Here is an 18012-nt window from a genome sequence, read left to right as displayed (position 1 = left end):
GGCCCCTTCAAGAAACCGGCACCAGCGTGCCTTGGCCCCTCAAGTCACGCCGGTCGCCGCCAGATTATGCAACCGACGCTACTCTTGCATACTCCCCGATGCCAGAGTTCCGGCCCGTGGAAACCTCCGTTCGGTCGGACACCATCCCTTTCGCAGGTCGGCAGTTTGAACTGACCATCCGCAGTGTGCTTTAAGTTCCACGCCGTCAGGGAATCAGCTCTCGCTGACGCTGGGTATTCCTTATCATCCAATGATCACGTCTGCGTCCCTTCCCTGGACGGAGTGGAGGGGCGCCCTCTGATCGCGCATTGTACGTTGTGTATAAGAGCAGCAAAGGAATCAGTGCAGACCATCCATAGTCTTGGGAAGCTGCACCGCGCACACTGGCAGGGAATTGTGCTTGGCATCACCTCAACCCTCCCAATCTAGGAGTCAAGAAACCTATGCAAGACCCAGAACGCAGCATCAGACCGGTGTCGCCAGAGACATCGGCCGAAATCTCCGTAGTGCCCCGCACGGAGCACAAGAAGCTCCGTTCACGCCACATCACCATGATCACGCTCGGCGGCATCATCGGTGCGAGCCTGTTCGTAGGCTCAGGCAACATCGTCCGCGCGGTAGGCCCCGCGGCCGTCCTGTCATACTTGATCGGCGGGCTGCTCGTGCTGCTCACGATGCGGATGCTGGGCGAGATGGCGGCCGCGCGGCCGACTGTCGGTTCCTTCATGGAGTATGCCCGAGTCGGCCTCGGCGAATGGGCCGGGTACCTCGTCGGCTGGCTCTACTGGTACTTCTGGGTCGGCGTCATCGCGTTTGAGGCCGTCGTAGGCGGTGCGATCCTCACTGGATGGTTCCCGGAAGTCCCGCAGTGGCTGTTCTCCGTTGTTCTGATGCTCATTTTCACCACCACAAACCTGGTATCGGCGCGCTCCTTCGGTGAGGTCGAATTCTGGCTCGCGAGCATCAAGGTCGTCGCGATCATCGTGTTCCTCGGCATTGGCACCCTTTTCGCACTCGGGCTGTGGCCGAACGCCACCTTCTCGGTCCCGAACCTCTGGACGCACGGCGGTTTCGCCCCCAACGGCCTGTGGCCGGTCATCAGCGGTGTCGCGATCGTGATCTTCTCCTACTTCGGCACCGAGATCGCCGTCATGGCAGCAGCCGAATCCGAGAACCCGGCCAAGGGCATCCGCCAATCCACTATCACGGTGGTCTGGCGCATCCTGCTGTTCTTCGTCGGCGGTGTGCTGCTCATCGTGACTATCGTTCCGTGGAACGAACTCCCGAAACCGAAGGAAGAAGCGCCATTCGCCCACATCTTCGGGCTCTTCGGCCTGCCAGGCGCCTCCCTCATCATGAGCGCCGTCATCCTCACCGCAGTATGCTCGGTCCTCAACTCGGGCCTGTACTCGGCCGCACGGATGTTCTCCTCGCTCGCCGAACAGGGCCTCGCGCCCCGCATCGTGGCCAGGAAGTCCAAGGCAGGCGTCCCATTCGTCGCTGTACTGGCGTCGACCATCGGCGGCTATGCAGCCGTGCTGGTGAACTTCCTCGCCCCGGACTCCGGGATCTTTGACTTCATCATGAACTCGGCCGGTCTTGTTGCTTTGTTCGTATACGCATTCATCGCGGTCACGCAGATGCGGCTGCGCCAGAAAATGACGCCAGAAGAGGTCACAAACCTGAAACTCAAAATGTGGCTGCACCCATGGCTGGGCATTCTAACCGTCGTGGGGGTCGCCGGCATCGTCGTGGTGATGCTGTTCACCGACGACGCTAGCCGTGCCCAGGTGTGGATGAGCCTCATCTCGGTGGCCGTGCTCGCCGTCTTCTGGCCTCTCGTTCGTCGAGGCCTCAAGGGCCGCGACGCGCCGGCGCCCGGCGGTGACATCGACCACTCACTCGCGGCGGTGCACGACATCGACCAAGACAAAGTGGAGCACGGCATCCACCAGTGAACGCAGACCCGGCCGCCAGCCTGAACACTTTTGGCCACGCTGGCGGCCGGATTTCCGGCTTGGCATTCTACGAATACGACTTGGGGGACAGCTGGCTTCACCGGATGGAGCTGATGTCCCGCCGACCGTTGGACGAAGACAGTCCGCCGGCACGGCTGATCGACGGCGCCCGGCGCGGTCCGCTGGAAGACTCCGGAGGACTTCCCGGCTACGAGGAGATTATGGCAGGACTGTCCGTTCTCAATCTAGTTGTCAGTCGTGACGTGGGAACTGACAGATTGGATGAGACAAATCTGCCAGATTCTTTCTCATTCATTTTGTCAGTTCCGTAAATCGTTGACGGGCTCGCAGCGGGGCTGGGGAAGGCCTTAAACCAGCCACTCGATGCCGCCACCAAGCCAGGAAAAGAAGGAATGGACAGGCTGCACAAACTCTAACCGGCCGCCAAGGCGGAGAACACAGGCTCATCCAGCATGCGCCCATCCCAAACGCGCGAGAACCCTCGTCGAGTCAGTGACATTCGCCGGCAGGGACCTCGAAGCCACACACGCCACGCTGACAACTAGATTGAGAATCTCCCAGAATCCGTACACTGACACGTTCATTGCGAAAACTGACATGTGGAATGAGAACGGACAAGGACCCCCTTTGCGCCTAATCCCCCACCCATTTCCGAACGCCGATAACGGACGTTACGTAAAGTAAGCAGGCTGATAGTTGCACACGACGCCTATTCCAGTTTAGCTGGCTCACGATCTTGAGGCACGAATACCAGAGAAGACGCAGCCCTGCTCCGGATCCATTCATGGGGCCGTTCCGGCCCCGGACCGGCAAGCCCACCAGGAGTCATGGCGTCTTGACTGTTGTCCGATAAGAGCTTATAACTCAGATTGACAGGTCGAGGGGTGGAGGCGCCGGTGATTGGACAGCGGATCGGGTACGTGCGTGTAAGCACGCTGGACCAAACCGAGAAACGTCAGCTCGACGGCCAGGTTCTGGACCGGATCTTTATGGACAAGGCTTCCGGAAGGGACACAGCCAGGCCACAGCTCACGGAACTGCTGCGGTTTGCCCGCGACGGGGACACCGTAGTTGTGCACAGCATGGACCGGCTCGCCCGCAACCTCGATGACTTACGCGCTCTCGTCCAGACCCTGACCCGCAAGGGCGTGCGGGTGGAGTTCGTCAAAGAGAGCCTGGTCTTCACCGGCGAGGACTCCCCCATGGCTAATCTCATGCTCTCCGTCATGGGAGCCTTCGCCGAATTCGAACGCTCCCTGATCAGGGAACGCCAAAGGGAAGGCATCGCCCTGGCCCAGCAGCGCGGCGCCTACAAAGGGCGGAAAAAGACCCTCACTCCGGACCGGGCGGCGGAACTGGTCCAGCGCGCGGCAATAGGATCCCAAAATCTGTCCTAGCCCGCGACTACGGCATCAGCAGGGAAACGGTCTACCAGTACCTGCGCCACGCCAAGCTGGAGTGAATCCCCCTCCCCTACCGGCACAAGCGGCTTGCCGAGCCGCGAAGCGTTGGGCTGACCGGAATCTCATTAGCGGCGATACATCCGGACTCCCATTGGACGAGAATCATGCACCTGAACTGTGGATTGCCAGCCTTGTTGGCGATTTGCCAAATGATCTGGCGAATCTTGCCAGCGAGTTAGGGAATCGCCGGTTCCGATCGGTCACGCGAGCCGCGAATGGTGCGCGTTGGACCGCGTCGCCGCTTGGCCTCGGCGACGCAGACCAACCCTGAACTCCATCGGAACGAACTATTCGCCAATTCTAGTGGCAACGCGAGCCGCTCGGGATCTGCTCATACAGGCGCGTTCTCCTGGGTCAGCTGCCCGCACCGTTGGCCAAAGGGCCACCCGAATTCCCGTTTCGGCCGCGCTCCTCGGCTCGCCAACTGGGTTGTCAATCTCGCCAACTAGTCTGACTGAGGTGTGTCAAGGATGTGAGACAGTCGCGTAGTTTCTTTTTGGTCAGGCAGCCGCGGGAAGCGGTTCCGCGGTTGGCGTGAAGGCCGCCATTGCGGTGGCCGGCGGCAGGCCGTCATTGTTGCTGTGGGGTCGCCAGCGGTTGTAGAACACTTCGATGTACTTCATCACTCCGCGCCGGGCCTCCTGGCGGGTCGTGAAGCTGTGGTGGTGGTAGAACTCGTTTTTCAGGGAGGAGAACGCCGATTCGGCCACGGCATTGTCCCAGCACACCGGTGGCTCCCATGGACTGTCGGATGCCGTTACCGGTGCACCAGACACTCATTTCCCGGGACGTGTACTGCGTTCCGCGGACGGAGTTAAGCCGAATTCGGCTTAACAGCGATGCGGGAAGCCAGTACACCTCGATCCGTTACACGGACACCCTGGCCCTGGAGGGCCTGCAGCCGTCCATTGGCAGCGTGGGTGATGCTTATGACAATGCCGCCGCCGAGACCGTGATGGGGCTGTTCAAGAACGAGGCCGTCGCGAAGGATTCACCGTTCCGCAGCGGGGCGTTGAAGACCGAAACCGACGTGATGGAGATCGTCTTCGAGTGGGTCCACTGGTACAACAACGAACGCCTGCACTCCGCCCTGGATCACCAGACGCCAGAGGAATTTGAGCAGACATAATATGATCTACAAACCGGCTCGTTACCCGACGACGCCGCCAACAAACGGGCGGCATGATTTCCCCGGACGGTTCAAGCAGATGCTTCCGTGCATGTGGGGCGGCGACGGCGGCCCCAATGAGATCACCAGCCGCGCCCTCGTCGAAGGTGAGCGCGGCCGCAGTGGAATCATCCTTCTGGCCAGAAAAGATCATTCCTTTAGAGCTGCAACCGGCCGATGTGTGCCACATGGATCAGCTGAAGAATTAGGAATGAAAGGACCCGGAGGGGCGGGTCAACCAGTCACCACTTCTGCAGCATCAGGAGGCTTGTCATGAAGCGGATAGCTTTAGTGAACAGCGGATGTGACCGTCAGCCGTCCACTGAGAGCCTACGGTCAGTACGACCGAACCAGAAATTGAATCCTGAGGACTGCCCGGCCTGCCGCTCCTCCCTCGACTTCCTCGGCTGTCCCTTCTGCTGGGGATCCGGGTCAGAAACACGGCCACCCGCTACGTTGTCCGCGGCCTGAGTAAGTAAGAGAGACGGGACCACAAGTTCCCGACCTCACGTCACAAAACAAACGCAACGTTCAAATTTATTGGCTAGTTGATCGCTTCAGAGAGGAAGCCATCATGGCCATCGACCTCACGACCGATCTGATTCGTCAGAACCTCGCCGTCACACTCCTGCCATCCCGGACCGCGCCCCGCCGTCCCGCCCCGGTGAGCCTCCCGATCGCTGACGAACCCTCCCGGGATGAATACGTCCCTGGAGTGACTTCAATCCCAGCCCTGCCACCCATGCCTTCCTCTACATCATCAAGTAAGCAGAACCGGCGCAACTCCACAGCACGAATCCACCCAACCCCCGGGCAGCAGGTTATGGGGGAAGCGTGCGGTGCAGAGGCCCAGTTCTCAGCCGAAGACGGCGCAGTCCTGCTGCGCCGGCATCTCATGGCGGCCCATCGGCAGTAGTGGTCTTCGGCAAGGACGCCTTGTACATGCGCAGTACTTCGAGTGCAAGGCGTTGGCATTGCCGGCAGCAACGGACGGACTTGTCCCCACTTGTAACTACCAGTGAAGAAAGCCGCGGCGTATGGCTTGCGCGACGGCGGAGGCCCGGTCGGAGACGTCGAGTTTGTCGTAGATGTGCTGTAAATGAGTTTTGACGGTCGTTAGGGAGATGTGGAGTTCACTGGCGATCTTTTGGCCGGAGTGCCCATCGGCCGCTAGACGGAGAATTTCGACTTCGCGGGAGGTCAGGATTGGTTTTTCGGTTGTGTTCTGGCGAGTACGGAGTTCCCGAGCAAGAACATCCTGCGCAAAGGGGGCGATGATGGTTCCGCCGGCGCCAATCTGCAGGACGGCTTCCGTGATCTCACTAAACGATGCTGCCTTCTCGAGGAATCCCCGAGCGCCGTGAGTCAAGGCCCTGTAGACGGTTGTACTGTCCATGTAGGCAGTTAGCACGAGGACACTGGTGGGCGAGTCCTCCGCGAACAGCAACTCCAGGACCTGCATGCCATCGAGTTCGGGCAGTTTCAGGTCCATGACGGCCACGTCGGGTTTCAACTGCCGGATGGCCTCGAGGGCACTTTTGCCATCCCCTGCCGAGCCTATGACGTTGATCTGTGGCACGCCCTCCCAATTCTGGGCGAGGCCTTCCCGGTAAACGGGGTGGTCGTCAGCAATGAATACGTTGATGATCTTCACGGCAGCGCCAATGCGCTGCGGATCGTGCGCGCGAAATGGTCGATTTCGAAAGGTTTGGTGAGGTAATCCAAGATGCCTATACCGCGCAGCTCTGCGATGCGGGCAGGAGTGGCATCTGCGGAGATAATGATGACCGGGACCTGCCTTGTGCGCTCGTCCTCCTGCAACTGTTTCACGACCTCGACCCCCGACATGTCGGAGAGGTTCAGGTCGAGCAGGATGAGTTGGGGCGACGCTGTTTGTGCCAGAGCAATTCCTGATTCGCCGCTGGTTGCGGAGATCAGATTTAGCCCACCCATGCCCGCGATGATGTTCTCCACCAGGCGAATATTTGCGTGCGTGTCTTCAATGTGGAGGATTGTTGCATCGCTTCCACTAGGGATGGTTAAGGTTCCCGCAGCCGGCATGGGCGCTATGGCATCAGCTTCTGGAGCCGACGCAAGAGGCATCTCAACAAAAAACGTCGAGCCCTCGCCGGGAGCAGTGTGTTCGATGCCCAGAACACCCCCCATTTCTTCGACGAGCTTCCTGGACAGCGCCAGCCCTAGGCCGGACCCTTCGACCTCAGCGGACTGGGGTAGTCGCACGAAGGGTGTGAACAATCGCTGGACATCGGCTTCGGCCATCCCGGGACCCGTGTCCATGATAAAGAATCGAAGGGAACCCTCTCTGAGTTCGCACCAGACGCGGACTGCACCCTGCGCGCTGTTGAACTTCACCGCGTTTCCGAGCAGATTGAGGAAGACCTGCCGGAGCCGTTGTGTGTCAGCTAGAACGTAGAGGTGGAGGGCGCCATGGAGATCGCTGGCGATTTCGATGTCCTGCGCAGCCGCGAGCGGGCGCATGAGTTGGAGAGCTTGGTGTATGGATTCAATGGCAGGCACAGGTGCCGTGGCGATGCCAGGAGCCCCGGCTTCGATCCAGGTGATGTCCAGGACCTCGTTTACGAGTGACAGCAGATGGTTGCCGGCGTCGAGAATATGACGGGCACTTTCGGCTGCCGTGGGACTGAGTGGAAGGTTTTGAAGCAGCTGGGCGAATCCAAGGATGGCATTCAACGGCGTCCGCAGCTCATGGCTCATCCTGGACAAAAATTCGTTCTTTGACCGATTGGCACGTTCTGCCTCATGCATTGCATCGCGGGCTGCCCTCTCGGCGCGCTTGCGGTCGGTTATGTCGGTGGAGATCGCGCCGAGAGCGTAGGGGTTGCCCGCGTCGTCGAGGAGAGGGAATTTGATGGAGAGCCAGCGGCTGTCTTCGTCCGGGTCAGTCAGGTCGCCGATGGTCACCAGGGGTTCCTCGACTTCGATAGAAGTGGAGGTTCTGATCACCATGTCGTCGTTCTTCGTGTAATGGTCTGCGATCGGTTTGGCGAACAGATCGTAATCGGTAAGACCGAGGATTGATTCCGAGCTGACGCCAAAGCGTTGGGCGTAGTAGTGGTTGGCGATGAGGTACCTCCCGTCAAGGTCCTTGATGTACATCAGCGCAGTCGAGTTATCCAGAAGATCTTTGAGTTGCCGGACCGTTGAATGCAGATCACGTTCCGTAGAGTTTTGCTCGCTAAGCGCCGTCAATTGGACTACCAAGTATTCAGCCGGATCCCCCGGCACACGGAACGGCCTGACCCGCGGACGGAAGGCTTCAAGATGATCACCCAGGTGGACGACCACGGTGAAGGGGTCGGACGTAGTGGAAAGTGAGGCGGTTACCAGCCGGGAAAGGGCTGCCCCGAGCTCCCCCTCTGTGCCTTGGTTGGGACTAGCGTTGCCCTGGACGAGCGAACCAAATTCGCTGTTGCCTCCAAGAAACACAAGCCGTTCGGAGGTCTCCCTGCGAAAGATGGCAGTCGCCAGCGGCGCCGCGTCGAAGGCGCCTTGTTTCAGCCTGCTGAGGGCTTCTGCGGAACTCACGGCAACAGTCTTTCACAACGGCATAGTTCATGAGCAGGCGCCCATTTGTCACGAGTGCCTGATCCGTACTCGCAGGTCGGTGGTTGACCAGCGGAGAACCGTGATCCGGTACTACTACTGGACGGAAGCGCTTCAGTGGGCGGCTTTGACGCGGACATGAGCCAACAGACAATTTAAGCATTGAAACCCGGGCCCTGCTGCGCGCGTAGCTGTGCGGAGGCAACCAACTCCAGTGATACGAGGTGCCGGCAAAGCCGCGGGCACGTCAGGCTCGAATTTAGGCGCGGCCGCAGCGGCATCATCCTTTTGGTCAGAAAAAGATCATTCCTTTGGAGCTGCAACCGGCCGATGTGTGCCACATGGATCAGCTGAAGAATTAGGAATGAAAGGACCCGGCGGGGCGGGTCAACCAGTGGTACCCAATCCGCAGCATCCTGGAGGAACATAGATGTCCAATCTTAGAGTCGCCGTCGACGTCGGTGGCACATTTACTGACGTCTGCATTTTCGACGAAGAAACACAACGCATGCGTGTCACCAAGGTCCCGTCGACCCCGGCCGACCCCATGCTGGCGATACTGAGCGGCGTGGAACGCGCCGAGATTAACCTTGCAGACGTGTCGCTGTTTTCACACGGCACCACGGTAGCAACGAATGCCCTGATTACCCGGAACTTTCCCCCCGCAGCCATGGTCACGACAAAGGGGTTCAGGGATGTCATCGAGATCCGGGACGGTACCAAAGACGACCTTTGGGACGCCTACAACGACGTAACCGGCCCCTACATCCGCCGCCGCGACAGGTTCGAGGTGACCGAACGTATTGACTACGCCGGCAACATCGTCGCTCCCCTGGACGAAGAAGAAGCCCGCCGTCTAGCCGCGGTGCTCCGTAAGCGCGGCGTCACAACAATCGCCGTCTGCTTCATCAACTCCTACGCCAACGCCGAGCACGAAATCCGGATGCGGAAAATCCTGGAAGAGGAACTTCCGGAAGCCACGGTCTCCACCTCGGCCGAGATCCTGCCCGAAATCTTCGAGCACGACCGCTTCAACACCGCCGTCTCCAACGCCGTGCTGGGACCCCTGGTGTCCGGCTACGTCAGCCGCCTCGCCGATGAGCTCAAAACCGGCGGTTACGACGGCGACCTGCTGCTCCTGCACTCCGGCGGCGGTTCCATGACCCCCCGCATGGTCAAGCGCTACCCCGTGCGCCTCGCAGCGTCCGGAATCGCAGCCGGCGCCATCGCGGCGAAGCACATCGCCCAGCAGTGTGGCTTCGAAAACGCCGTGAGCCTGGACATGGGCGGCACGTCTACCGATATTGCCCTGGTCTCCGACGGTGAGCTCCGCATCACCAAGGAATGGCAGGTCGAATACGGCCACCCCATCGTCTTTCCCAGCATCGAGGTCCTCACCATCGGCGCCGGCGGCGGCTCGATTGCGCACATTGACATTGCCGGTTCGCTGCGCAACGGCCCGCAGTCCGCGGGTGCCGATCCGGGACCCGCCTGCTACAACATGGGCGGCGAAGAGCCGACCAACTGCGACGCCAACGTGGTCCTGAACAGGCTCGGATCCACCCTGGCCGGCGGCGCGAAGACGCTGGACCGCGGGCTCTCGCAGGCCGTGATCAAGCGTGCCATCGCTGAACCGCTGGGCATGAACGAAGAGGAGGCCGCCCACGCCATCCTCCAAGTCGCGAACGCCAACATGGCTGACGCCGTCCGCCTGATCTCCATCCGCCGCGGCTATGACCCCCGCGACTTCGCGCTGCTCGCCTTCGGTGGCGCCGGCGCCCTGCACGGCGTAGAGGTTGCCAGGGAACTGAACATTCCCACCGTCGTCGTACCGCCCAACCCCGGCGTCACGTCCGCACTGGGCTGCCTCCTGGTGGATATCAGGCACGACCTGTCCGCGATGTACACGGCCGTTGCCGCCGACGCCGATCCGGAAGACCTGGAGAGCAAGTACAAGGCCCTCGAAACGGAGGCCACCGCCCGGCTCCGCCACGAAGGCGTATCCGCGGAGAATTCGATCCTGCAGCGGATCATCTCCATGCGCTACCAGGGACAGTGGCGTTCGTTGGCCGTGAATATGGGAACCGGCGACGGTGCTCTGGAAGAAGCCATCCAGAGCTTCCACCAGCAGCACGAGCGCGAATTTGCGTTCCGCCAGGATGACCAGCCCGTGGAAATCTACCAGCTGCAGCTCTCCGCTGTCGGCAAGACGCCCAAGCCCTCCTTCGCTCCGGCCACGGAATGGGTCTCAGAGCCCGGCGAACCCGATTCGGTCCGGCCGGTGTACTTCGGTGAGGACGGCTGGGTCGATACGCCCGTCTACGACCGCACCAAGCTCGGCGCCGGCGCGACGTTCCAAGGTCCCGCCATCATCGACCAGCTTGACTCCACGACGGTCGTGCCCCCGCGCACCACCGCCGAGATCGACGAGTGGCTCAACATCCGGATCCACCTCACAGAGTTCAAAGACGAGCAGGAAGCCTAATCATGACCGACGTGATCACCATTCCAGATCTCCATGTCGCCCACACCGATGCACGGCAGGCATCAGGCCTTGACCCCGTAACGTTCGAGGTGCTGAAAAACGCCTTCGTCACCAGCGTCGACCTGATGAGCGAGCAGATCCTGAGGACCTGCTATTCCTTTGTTATTTACTCCCGCGACTTCTCCTCCGCTCTCTGTGACGCGAACGGAAACACCGTCATGCAGGGCAGCGGCGACATTGCCGTCCACGTCGGTACCCTGCACTTCCAGTGCAAGGCCGTCATCGAAGAATTCGGCAAAGACATTCATCCGGGGGACGTGTTTGCCATCAACGACCCGTACCGGGGCGGCACACACTTCAACGACGTTAGCTTCATTCGACCGATCTTCTCCGACGGTGAGGTGATCGCCTTCGCCCAGAACAAGGGCCACTGGGCTGACATTGGCGGCAACGTACCGGGTTCATTCGATGTCAACGCCAAGGAACATTTCGGCGAAGGCCTGCGGATCACTCCCGTGCGGATCTGGAGCAAGGGTGTCTTCCTTCACGACGTCGCCCAGCTCCTGGTGTCGAACACCCGGGCACCGCGCCAGGCGATGGGTGACCTCCAGGCCCAGTCAGAAGCGACCGCCGTCTGCGAGCGTGAAGTCCTCCGCCTGGTGGACAAATACTCCAAATCGACGGTCGTCGCCGCGATGCAGGAAACCCAAGACTACGTTGAACGGATCGTCCTGCGCCGCCTGGAATCCCTGCCGCAGGGAGTGTGGGAGACCACCGATTACATCGACTTCGACCCGGGCAAGGGCGAGGGCCTGGTGCCCATCAAAATCAAGCTGACACTGGACGGCAAGGGCATCCACTACGACCTGACCGGTTCCGCGCCCGCCGTCGAAACCTTCCTTAACTCCGGTTACGGCACAACCCACTCGGCCATCTACGCCGGCACCAAGACGTTCTTCCCGGACGTTCCGCTGAACTCCGGCTTCTACGCCGCCGTCGATGCGGAAATCGGGCCCGAGGGCACCGTGGTCAATGCCGGGTGGCCCTACGCTGTCACCGGGTTCTGCTCCGGTCCCTACGAAAAGCTGATGAACGGAATTTTCGAGCTCTGGTCCCAGATCATGCCCGAACGCGCCATGGCCTGCGCCTTCAACCTCGAGTACCTCCTGGTCGGTGGCCGCGACGGCCGCACCGACGATAACCCCTACTTCATGTGGTACGACTGGATGGCCGGCGGCTGGGGCGGACGAGCCTCCAAGGACGGGGCCAGCGCCACCGCTCCGGTCTTCGGACCCGGTTTGGCCGTCCAGCCCATCGAAGGCCAGGAGCGGCTCTCACCCGTCCTGACCACCGTTCACCAGATCGGTACCGACTCCGGCGGACCCGGACGATTCCGCGGCGGCCTCGGCATCGAAAAGGGCGGCACCCTGGTCGACGCGACGAAGACCGTGATGAGCTACTGCTGCGACCGTGCACGCTCCATCACCTGGGGCATCGAAGGCGGCCTGCCGTCGATCCCGCACGGTGTCTGGATGAACAAGGGTACCGATCAGGAAAAGTTCCTCGGGTCCAACTTCTCAGCCGTTCCGCTGCACTCCGGGGACTCGTTTACCCGCCCGTCCGCTGGTGGGGGCGGCTACGGCGATCCCCTGGAACGCCCCTTCGACGAAGTCCTCGAAGACGTCATCGACGAGTACGTGTCGATCGAACGGGCAGCGAAGGACTACGGCGTCATCATCCGCGAAATCGATCGCGAACTGGACCAGTTTGAGATCGATCAAGCAGCCAGCCTCGAGCTGCGCCAGCAGATCCGTGGCGACCGCCTAGGGTGGCTGACCGCCGATCCGGTCGCCGTGGCGGAGAAGTACCGCGCCGGAGAGGTGGACATGCTCGACGTGATCCGCCGCCACGGCGTCATCCTGGACTGGGGCACCGGGGAACTGTTCCCGGAGACCACCTCAGAGTTCCGCAAGAGCATGGAAAAGCGTTCGTCGGCCCACTGGCACTAAGCGCATTCTGACCAACACCGGGTCCGCCGGCGCTGATCGCGTCGGCGGACCCGGCATCGTCATCGCCCTGCAATCGCGACAGACCCGTGACCACGGTGAGGGAAGCAACTCAATTTGGCAGGGAGCTAACGCCGGCTCGAACCCGGAGGAACCATGGCGGCTCCTCTCGAAACGATCTCCGGCCAAGCATCCCCCTCCCTGGCTTCTTCAAAGATTTGAAAGGTGCAAAATTGTCGTACTCAAATTACGTTCTACCTGTCACTGAGCGTGCCGGAAAATGGTCACTCACCATGGCTTGGTGGGCGGTATTCTCCGCCATGTTCTGGATCTACGTAGCTGTGGCCTCAGCAGGAGCAGTCGGTGTCGTGAACACCCTGATCGGAATGGCGCTCACCATTGTCACCTACGGTGCCATCAACACGGTTCTGTCGCGCTACGCGGCGCGGACAGGACTCACAGTTAGCCTCTTCTCCCGCACACTCTTCGGACTGGTCGGCTCCGCCCTGGCATCGCTGATCTTTGCAGCCACGGCCATCTACTACGCAGTGTTCGAAGGATCCATCATTGCCGTCGCATTCCACGAGTACTTCGGCGGCAGCATGGTCGTTTGGTATGGCATCGTGGTGCTCTACGCCATTCCCCTGGCCCTGGGGGGCGTACAGAACTGGCTGGACAAACTCAACGGTGTCCTGCTCCCGCTCTATGTTGCCGGCCTGATTGCGGTCGTGGTCGCCGCCACGCTTATCAAGGGCGCACCCACGGACTGGATTGGCCATGCCGCCGCCTCGTCGGCACTGCCCGGCTGGCTGACTTCATACCTTATCTACATGGGCGTCTACATCATGATGATGTACACCTTCGACTATGCCCGGTTAGGACGCAAACAAGACGAAAAGTTCCTGGGAACAGTGACATTCGGCTGGGTCTTCTACGCATTCACGTTCGGCCTGAACGGGCTGGTTGGCATATACATCATGAGCGCATGGCGAATTGAAGCCTCAGAAACCGGGGTCGTCCAAGCATTTATCTCATCACTGGGACTGGTCGGCCTGCTCGTCATCCTCATCTCACAGACCCGCATCAATACCGCCAACTACTTCCTGGCATCCGAAAACCTTTCAGCATTTGCCAGTCGGGTATTCAGGCTCAACCTCCCCCGCTATGTCTGGGTTATCGTCTGCGGCGCTCTGGCCTTTTTGCTCATGCTCACAGATGTTCTGAGTTACCTTCTCAAGGCCCTGGCCTGGCAAGGCGTATTTGTAACCGCCTGGGTTGCCATCGCACTGGTATTTATCGGACTGAACTGGAAAACGCAAAATCTTGTCCCTGATATCCGTCCGGCTAATCTCAAAGCGGTCAGCCCCGGAGCAGTTGCCTGGGTATTCGCTTCAGCAACCGGAATTGCACTCACTGAACAAACAGCGTGGCCGGTAGTGTCCCAGCTTACGCCTTTGATTACCATGGCCTTGGCTGCAGGCGTCTATTACGGTGCCTATAAATTCTCCCCGCCGCGTCTACTCAATTCCGTGGATACGATTGACCGAGCCGATGAAGAGTTGGATCCTGCCATTTCGCATCCCACCAGCTGAAGCCATATCGCTAGCACGTGCAGCCGAACTCCACCGGACAAAGTTGTCCGGTGGAGTTCGCCCATGCCCGAATCCGTCAACGTCCGCTACCAACGCAGTCCGGGTCAGGGTCAGAGGACACTTCCCGACCCGGGCACTGCCATAAACGAACCGGGCTTGCCATTGCAGTAATGCAGGTTGCTGCTCGCGCGAGCAGGCCGAGAAGTTTCCCTCGTCGTCCATCACCGCGAGACGCCGACCTGCTAACTGCAGAGCAGCAGGGCAGCACTAAGACGGCATTGCGGTTTCAGACCGCTCCAAAGTTATGAGGAGCCGCCCGCTGGAGTCTACGATCATCGCGTCTTTCACACGGAGCGGATCGATTGCTGCAAACATATGTCTTCCAGATTTGTAGAATGGGCGCCCGGGCACACGTGCAGGAGCTGCACCTGCACCGTCCTAGAGGAATCGGATCATGCGCGTGTTGCCCAGGGTGTTGGGCTTCACGCGGGCGAGGTCCAGGAACTCCGCAACGCCTTCGTCGTGTGAACGGAGGAGCTCCGAGTACACGACCGGGTCCACAGCGGACTGGTCTGCCATGACCTCGAAGCCGTGGCCCTTGAAGAAGCCCACCTCGAAGGTGAGGCAGAAAACGCGGGCAACACCCAACTCACGGGCCTCTACGAGCAGGCTCTCCACCAGCACATGGCCCACACCCTGGCCGCGCCAATCTTCGGAAGCTGCCAAGGTACGGACCTCAGCTAGGTCCTCCCACATGACGTGCAGCGCGCCGCAGCCGATGACGTCGCCCTCGCTGGATTCGGCGATTTGGAATTCCTGCAGGCTTTCGTAATAAGCCACGGTTTCCTTCGCCATGAGAATCCGCTGTTCCGCCAAGGGCGCTACCAACTTCTTGATGGCGGACACGTCGCTGGTGCGGGCAGGCCGGATGCGGAAGGAGTCGGTCACAGCGCTAATCCTACGAGGCCCTGCCTGGGCCGTTTCAGCGATATGTACGGCCAAAAGCGCATGTTTTGACGAACTGTGCGATGACGTCTCCCAGGGGCCATCCCTACTATCGGGGGATATCTGATTCCTAACCGCGGCAATCCGAGGGATCCAAGCCACGCGGGTGACGCATCCGCAGCGTCAGCGCAGACACGTTCGGCCGAACCCTGTCGCTTTTCGCACTCCTCAAGAGGCTTTCCGGCCCTTCATCGCAAGAGGGGCGGCCGCGAAGTCCCAAAGCAACACCGCTCAGCGGTGTTGCGCAAAGAAAGGTAGACAGTGAAGTTCGGTAGGCAGCCCGCTCCCGTGACGGACATCAATGAGGACAACCTCGAAGTTCACAAGCCCAAGACCGAGGCGGCCGGAGTCAAGGCCGTGATGGTGGCCCTTGAACGCGCCGTCGCCCAGGCCGGCGTGACGCGCACGGCGCAGTTGCTGCTGCGGCTGAACCAGCAGGGCGGGTTCGACTGCCCCGGCTGCGCTTGGCCGGAATCGGCCACGAAGCGCAAAGCGGCCGAGTTCTGCGAGAACGGCGCCAAGGCCGTGGCCGAGGAGGCGACGCTGCGTACCGTGGGGGCGGAGTTCTGGGCCCGGCACTCCATCGCCGAACTCTCCGGGAAAACGGAGTACTGGCTCGGCAACCAGGGCCGGCTCAGCGAACCGGTGGTGATCCGCGAGGGTGACACGCACTACTCGCCGATCTCCTGGGCCGAAGCCTTCGAGCTGATCGGCGAACACATCCGCGCCTCCACCCCGGACCGCTGCGTTTTCTACACCTCCGGCCGCACCGCGAACGAGACCGCGTTTATGTACCAGTTGTTCGCGCGGGCTTTGGGCACCAACAACCTGCCGGACTGTTCGAACATGTGCCACGAGTCCTCGGGCTCGGCGCTGAACCCGACCATCGGCATCGGCAAGGGAACAGTCTCCCTGGAGGACATCCACGATTCTGAACTCATCTTCGTCGTGGGGCAGAACCCCGGCACCAACCACCCCCGGATGCTCTCAGCCCTGAAGGAGTGCAAGGACAACGGCGGCAAGGTGGTGGCCGTCAACCCGCTGCCGGAGGCCGGGCTGTTCAACTTCAAGGATCCGCAGACCGTCTCCGGGGTGGTGGGCGGCGGCACGCCGCTCGCCGACGAATACCTGCAGATCAAGGTCGGCGGAGACCTTGCCCTGTTCCAGGCCGTCGGCCACCTCCTCCTGGCGGAGGAAGAACGCAACCCGGGCACCGTCGTCGACCGCTCCTTTGTTGACGCGCAAACCGACGGGTCCGATGCCTACAGTGACGCCCGCCGGGAGCTGGACTGGGCGGAAACGGAGAAAGCCACCGGCCTGGCCCGGGCCCAGATCGAGGACGTGGCCGGGATGCTGATCCGGTCCAAGGCCACCATCTTCTGCTGGGCCCTCGGCGTGACGCAGCAGCCGCACTCGGTGGACACCATCAAGGAAATGGTCAACGTCCTGCTCCTGCAGGGCAACTTCGGCAAGCCCGGCGCCGGCGCCTGCCCCGTCCGCGGGCACTCCAACGTCCAGGGCGACCGGACCATGGGCATCTGGGAGAAACCCAAGGACTGGCTGCTCGAAGCCCTCGACACCGAGTTCGGGATCGAGTCCCCGCGGCACCACGGCTATGACGCCGTCGAGTCCATGGAGGCCTTCGACCGCGACGGAGTCCCCGCGGCACCACGGCTATGACGCCGTCGAGTCCATGGAGGCCTTCGACCGCGACGAGGTGGACGTGTTCGTCTCCATGGGCGGAAACTTCTCGCTCGCCTGCTCGGACACGGAAACCCTGGAAGCGGGCATGCAGCGGATCGGCCTGACCGTGCACATCTCCACCAAGCCGAACCGCTCCCACGTGGTCCACGGGCGCACGTCCCTCATCCTGCCCACCCTGGGCCGGACGGACAAGGACGACAAACACGCCAACGGTGCCCAGTTGCTGTCCGTGGAGGACTCCATGTCCGTGGTCCACTCCACCCAGGGCCGCCTCCAGCCAGTCTCCGATCACCTGCTCGCCGAGCCCGTGATCATCGCCCGGATGGCCGACGCCACGTTCGGGGACGGCCATCCAGTGGATTGGAAGGCCATGGCCGCTGACTACGACGTGGTCCGGGAGCACATCTCCCGCGTCATCCCCGGCTTCCAGGACTTTAACACCCGGATCCGGACCAAAAACGGCTTTGTGCTGCCCAACCCGCCGCGGGACACCAGGTCCTTCAACACGGACATCGGCCGCGGCCGCTTCACCGTCAGCCCGCTGGAATACCTCACCCCACCCGCGGGCCACCTGGTCCTCCAGACCATCCGCAGCCACGACCAGTACAACACCACCTTCTACGGCCTCGATGACCGGTACCGCGGCATCTCGGGCGGCCGCCGCGTGATCCTGGTACACCCCGAAGACCTGGCCGAGCTCGGCTTCCAGGACCGGGACCTCGTGGACGTGGTCAGCACCTTCCGCGGCCACGACCGGCAGGCCGACAAGTTCCGGCTGGTGGCCTACCCCACGGCGAAAGGCTGCGCCGCCGCGTACTTCCCCGAGGCCAATGCCCTGGTCCACAAGGAGAACGTGGCCAGGGAATCCAACACCCCCGGCTTCAAGGCCATGTTCGTCCGCTTCGTTCCCCACGGTTCGCTCGCATCGAGCGAGGCAGTGGCACTGGCGGGCGCGCACGCCTGACTTTGCCGTTGATACTTCGACGGTGGCACACTCGTCTGTCCGGAGTGCCACCGTTGCCGGC

9 protein-coding genes and 3 pseudogenes are annotated in these 18012 nt (G+C 61.5%); 8 read left to right on the top strand and 4 right to left on the bottom strand.

Translation table 11 applies throughout. The features are described 5' to 3' along the window. The first annotated feature begins 473 nt into the window (after positions 1 to 473). From NG696_RS12140 to NG696_RS12130, 3 genes and pseudogenes are all read left to right on the top strand, one after another. The gene (locus tag NG696_RS12140) at positions 474 to 1958 is read left to right on the top strand and encodes an amino acid permease (RefSeq protein ID WP_252575536.1); all 1485 of its coding nucleotides are present in this window, start codon (positions 474 to 476) and stop codon (positions 1956 to 1958) included. Next, the gene (locus tag NG696_RS12135) at positions 1955 to 2290 is read left to right on the top strand and encodes an IS1096 element passenger TnpR family protein (protein ID WP_252575534.1); all 336 of its coding nucleotides are present in this window, start codon (positions 1955 to 1957) and stop codon (positions 2288 to 2290) included. The genes NG696_RS12140 and NG696_RS12135 overlap by 4 nt, the downstream gene beginning before the upstream one ends. A gap of 585 nt (positions 2291 to 2875) precedes the next feature. After that, positions 2876 to 3441: pseudogene (locus tag NG696_RS12130) on the top strand (recombinase family protein). A gap of 501 nt (positions 3442 to 3942) precedes the next feature. On the opposite strand, the pseudogene NG696_RS12125 reads toward NG696_RS12130, so the two are convergent. Beyond that, positions 3943 to 4258: pseudogene (locus NG696_RS12125) on the bottom strand (integrase core domain-containing protein); the annotation flags it as partial. Here NG696_RS12125 and NG696_RS12120 point away from each other — a divergent pair. Then, complete coding sequence (locus NG696_RS12120; protein WP_374211218.1) at positions 4182 to 4571, top strand: integrase core domain-containing protein; 390 nt, start codon at positions 4182 to 4184, stop codon at positions 4569 to 4571. The pseudogene NG696_RS12125 and the gene NG696_RS12120 overlap by 77 nt on opposite strands. Positions 4572 to 5622: 1051 nt before the next feature. Here NG696_RS12120 and NG696_RS20970 read toward each other — a convergent pair. Beyond that, the gene (locus tag NG696_RS20970) at positions 5623 to 6264 is read right to left on the bottom strand and encodes a response regulator (RefSeq protein ID WP_252575532.1); all 642 of its coding nucleotides are present in this window, start codon (positions 6262 to 6264) and stop codon (positions 5623 to 5625) included. Further along, entirely contained in the window at positions 6261 to 8177 is a 1917-nt protein-coding gene (locus NG696_RS12110) for a hybrid sensor histidine kinase/response regulator (RefSeq protein WP_252575530.1), read from the bottom strand. The genes NG696_RS20970 and NG696_RS12110 overlap by 4 nt, the downstream gene beginning before the upstream one ends. 448 nt (positions 8178 to 8625) lie before the next feature. Between NG696_RS12110 and NG696_RS12105 the strand changes: the two genes are divergently transcribed. The 3 genes from NG696_RS12105 (at position 8626) to NG696_RS12095 (ending at position 14278) form a co-directional block, all read left to right on the top strand. Next, positions 8626 to 10680: a hydantoinase/oxoprolinase family protein gene (locus tag NG696_RS12105; RefSeq protein WP_252575528.1), complete on the top strand. Its 2055-nt coding sequence runs from the start codon at positions 8626 to 8628 to the stop codon at positions 10678 to 10680. 2 nt (positions 10681 to 10682) lie between these two features. After that, complete coding sequence (locus NG696_RS12100) at positions 10683 to 12689, top strand: hydantoinase B/oxoprolinase family protein (protein ID WP_252575526.1); 2007 nt, start codon at positions 10683 to 10685, stop codon at positions 12687 to 12689. A 365-nt stretch (positions 12690 to 13054) separates the two neighbouring features. Then, positions 13055 to 14278, top strand: a complete 1224-nt coding sequence (locus tag NG696_RS12095) for a purine-cytosine permease family protein (protein WP_252575524.1) — start codon at positions 13055 to 13057, stop codon at positions 14276 to 14278. Between the two features lie 438 nt (positions 14279 to 14716). On the opposite strand, the gene NG696_RS12090 is transcribed toward NG696_RS12095, so the two are convergent. Then, positions 14717 to 15226 carry an amino-acid N-acetyltransferase gene (locus NG696_RS12090; protein ID WP_252575522.1) on the bottom strand — a complete coding sequence of 170 codons (510 nt, stop codon included), beginning with the start codon at positions 15224 to 15226 and terminating at the stop codon, positions 14717 to 14719. Positions 15227 to 15544: 318 nt separating this feature from the next. On the opposite strand from NG696_RS12090, the pseudogene NG696_RS12085 reads away from it, so the two are divergent. Continuing rightward, positions 15545 to 17951 (top strand): annotated as a pseudogene (locus NG696_RS12085) (FdhF/YdeP family oxidoreductase). Positions 17952 to 18012: the final 61 nt, after the last annotated feature.

This window comes from Pseudarthrobacter cellobiosi, assembly GCF_023913755.1.
Lineage (GTDB): Bacteria > Actinomycetota > Actinomycetes > Actinomycetales > Micrococcaceae > Arthrobacter > Arthrobacter cellobiosi.
The sequence above is the reverse complement of the archived record's forward strand: the minus strand, read 5'-3'. Positions and strand labels throughout refer to the sequence as shown.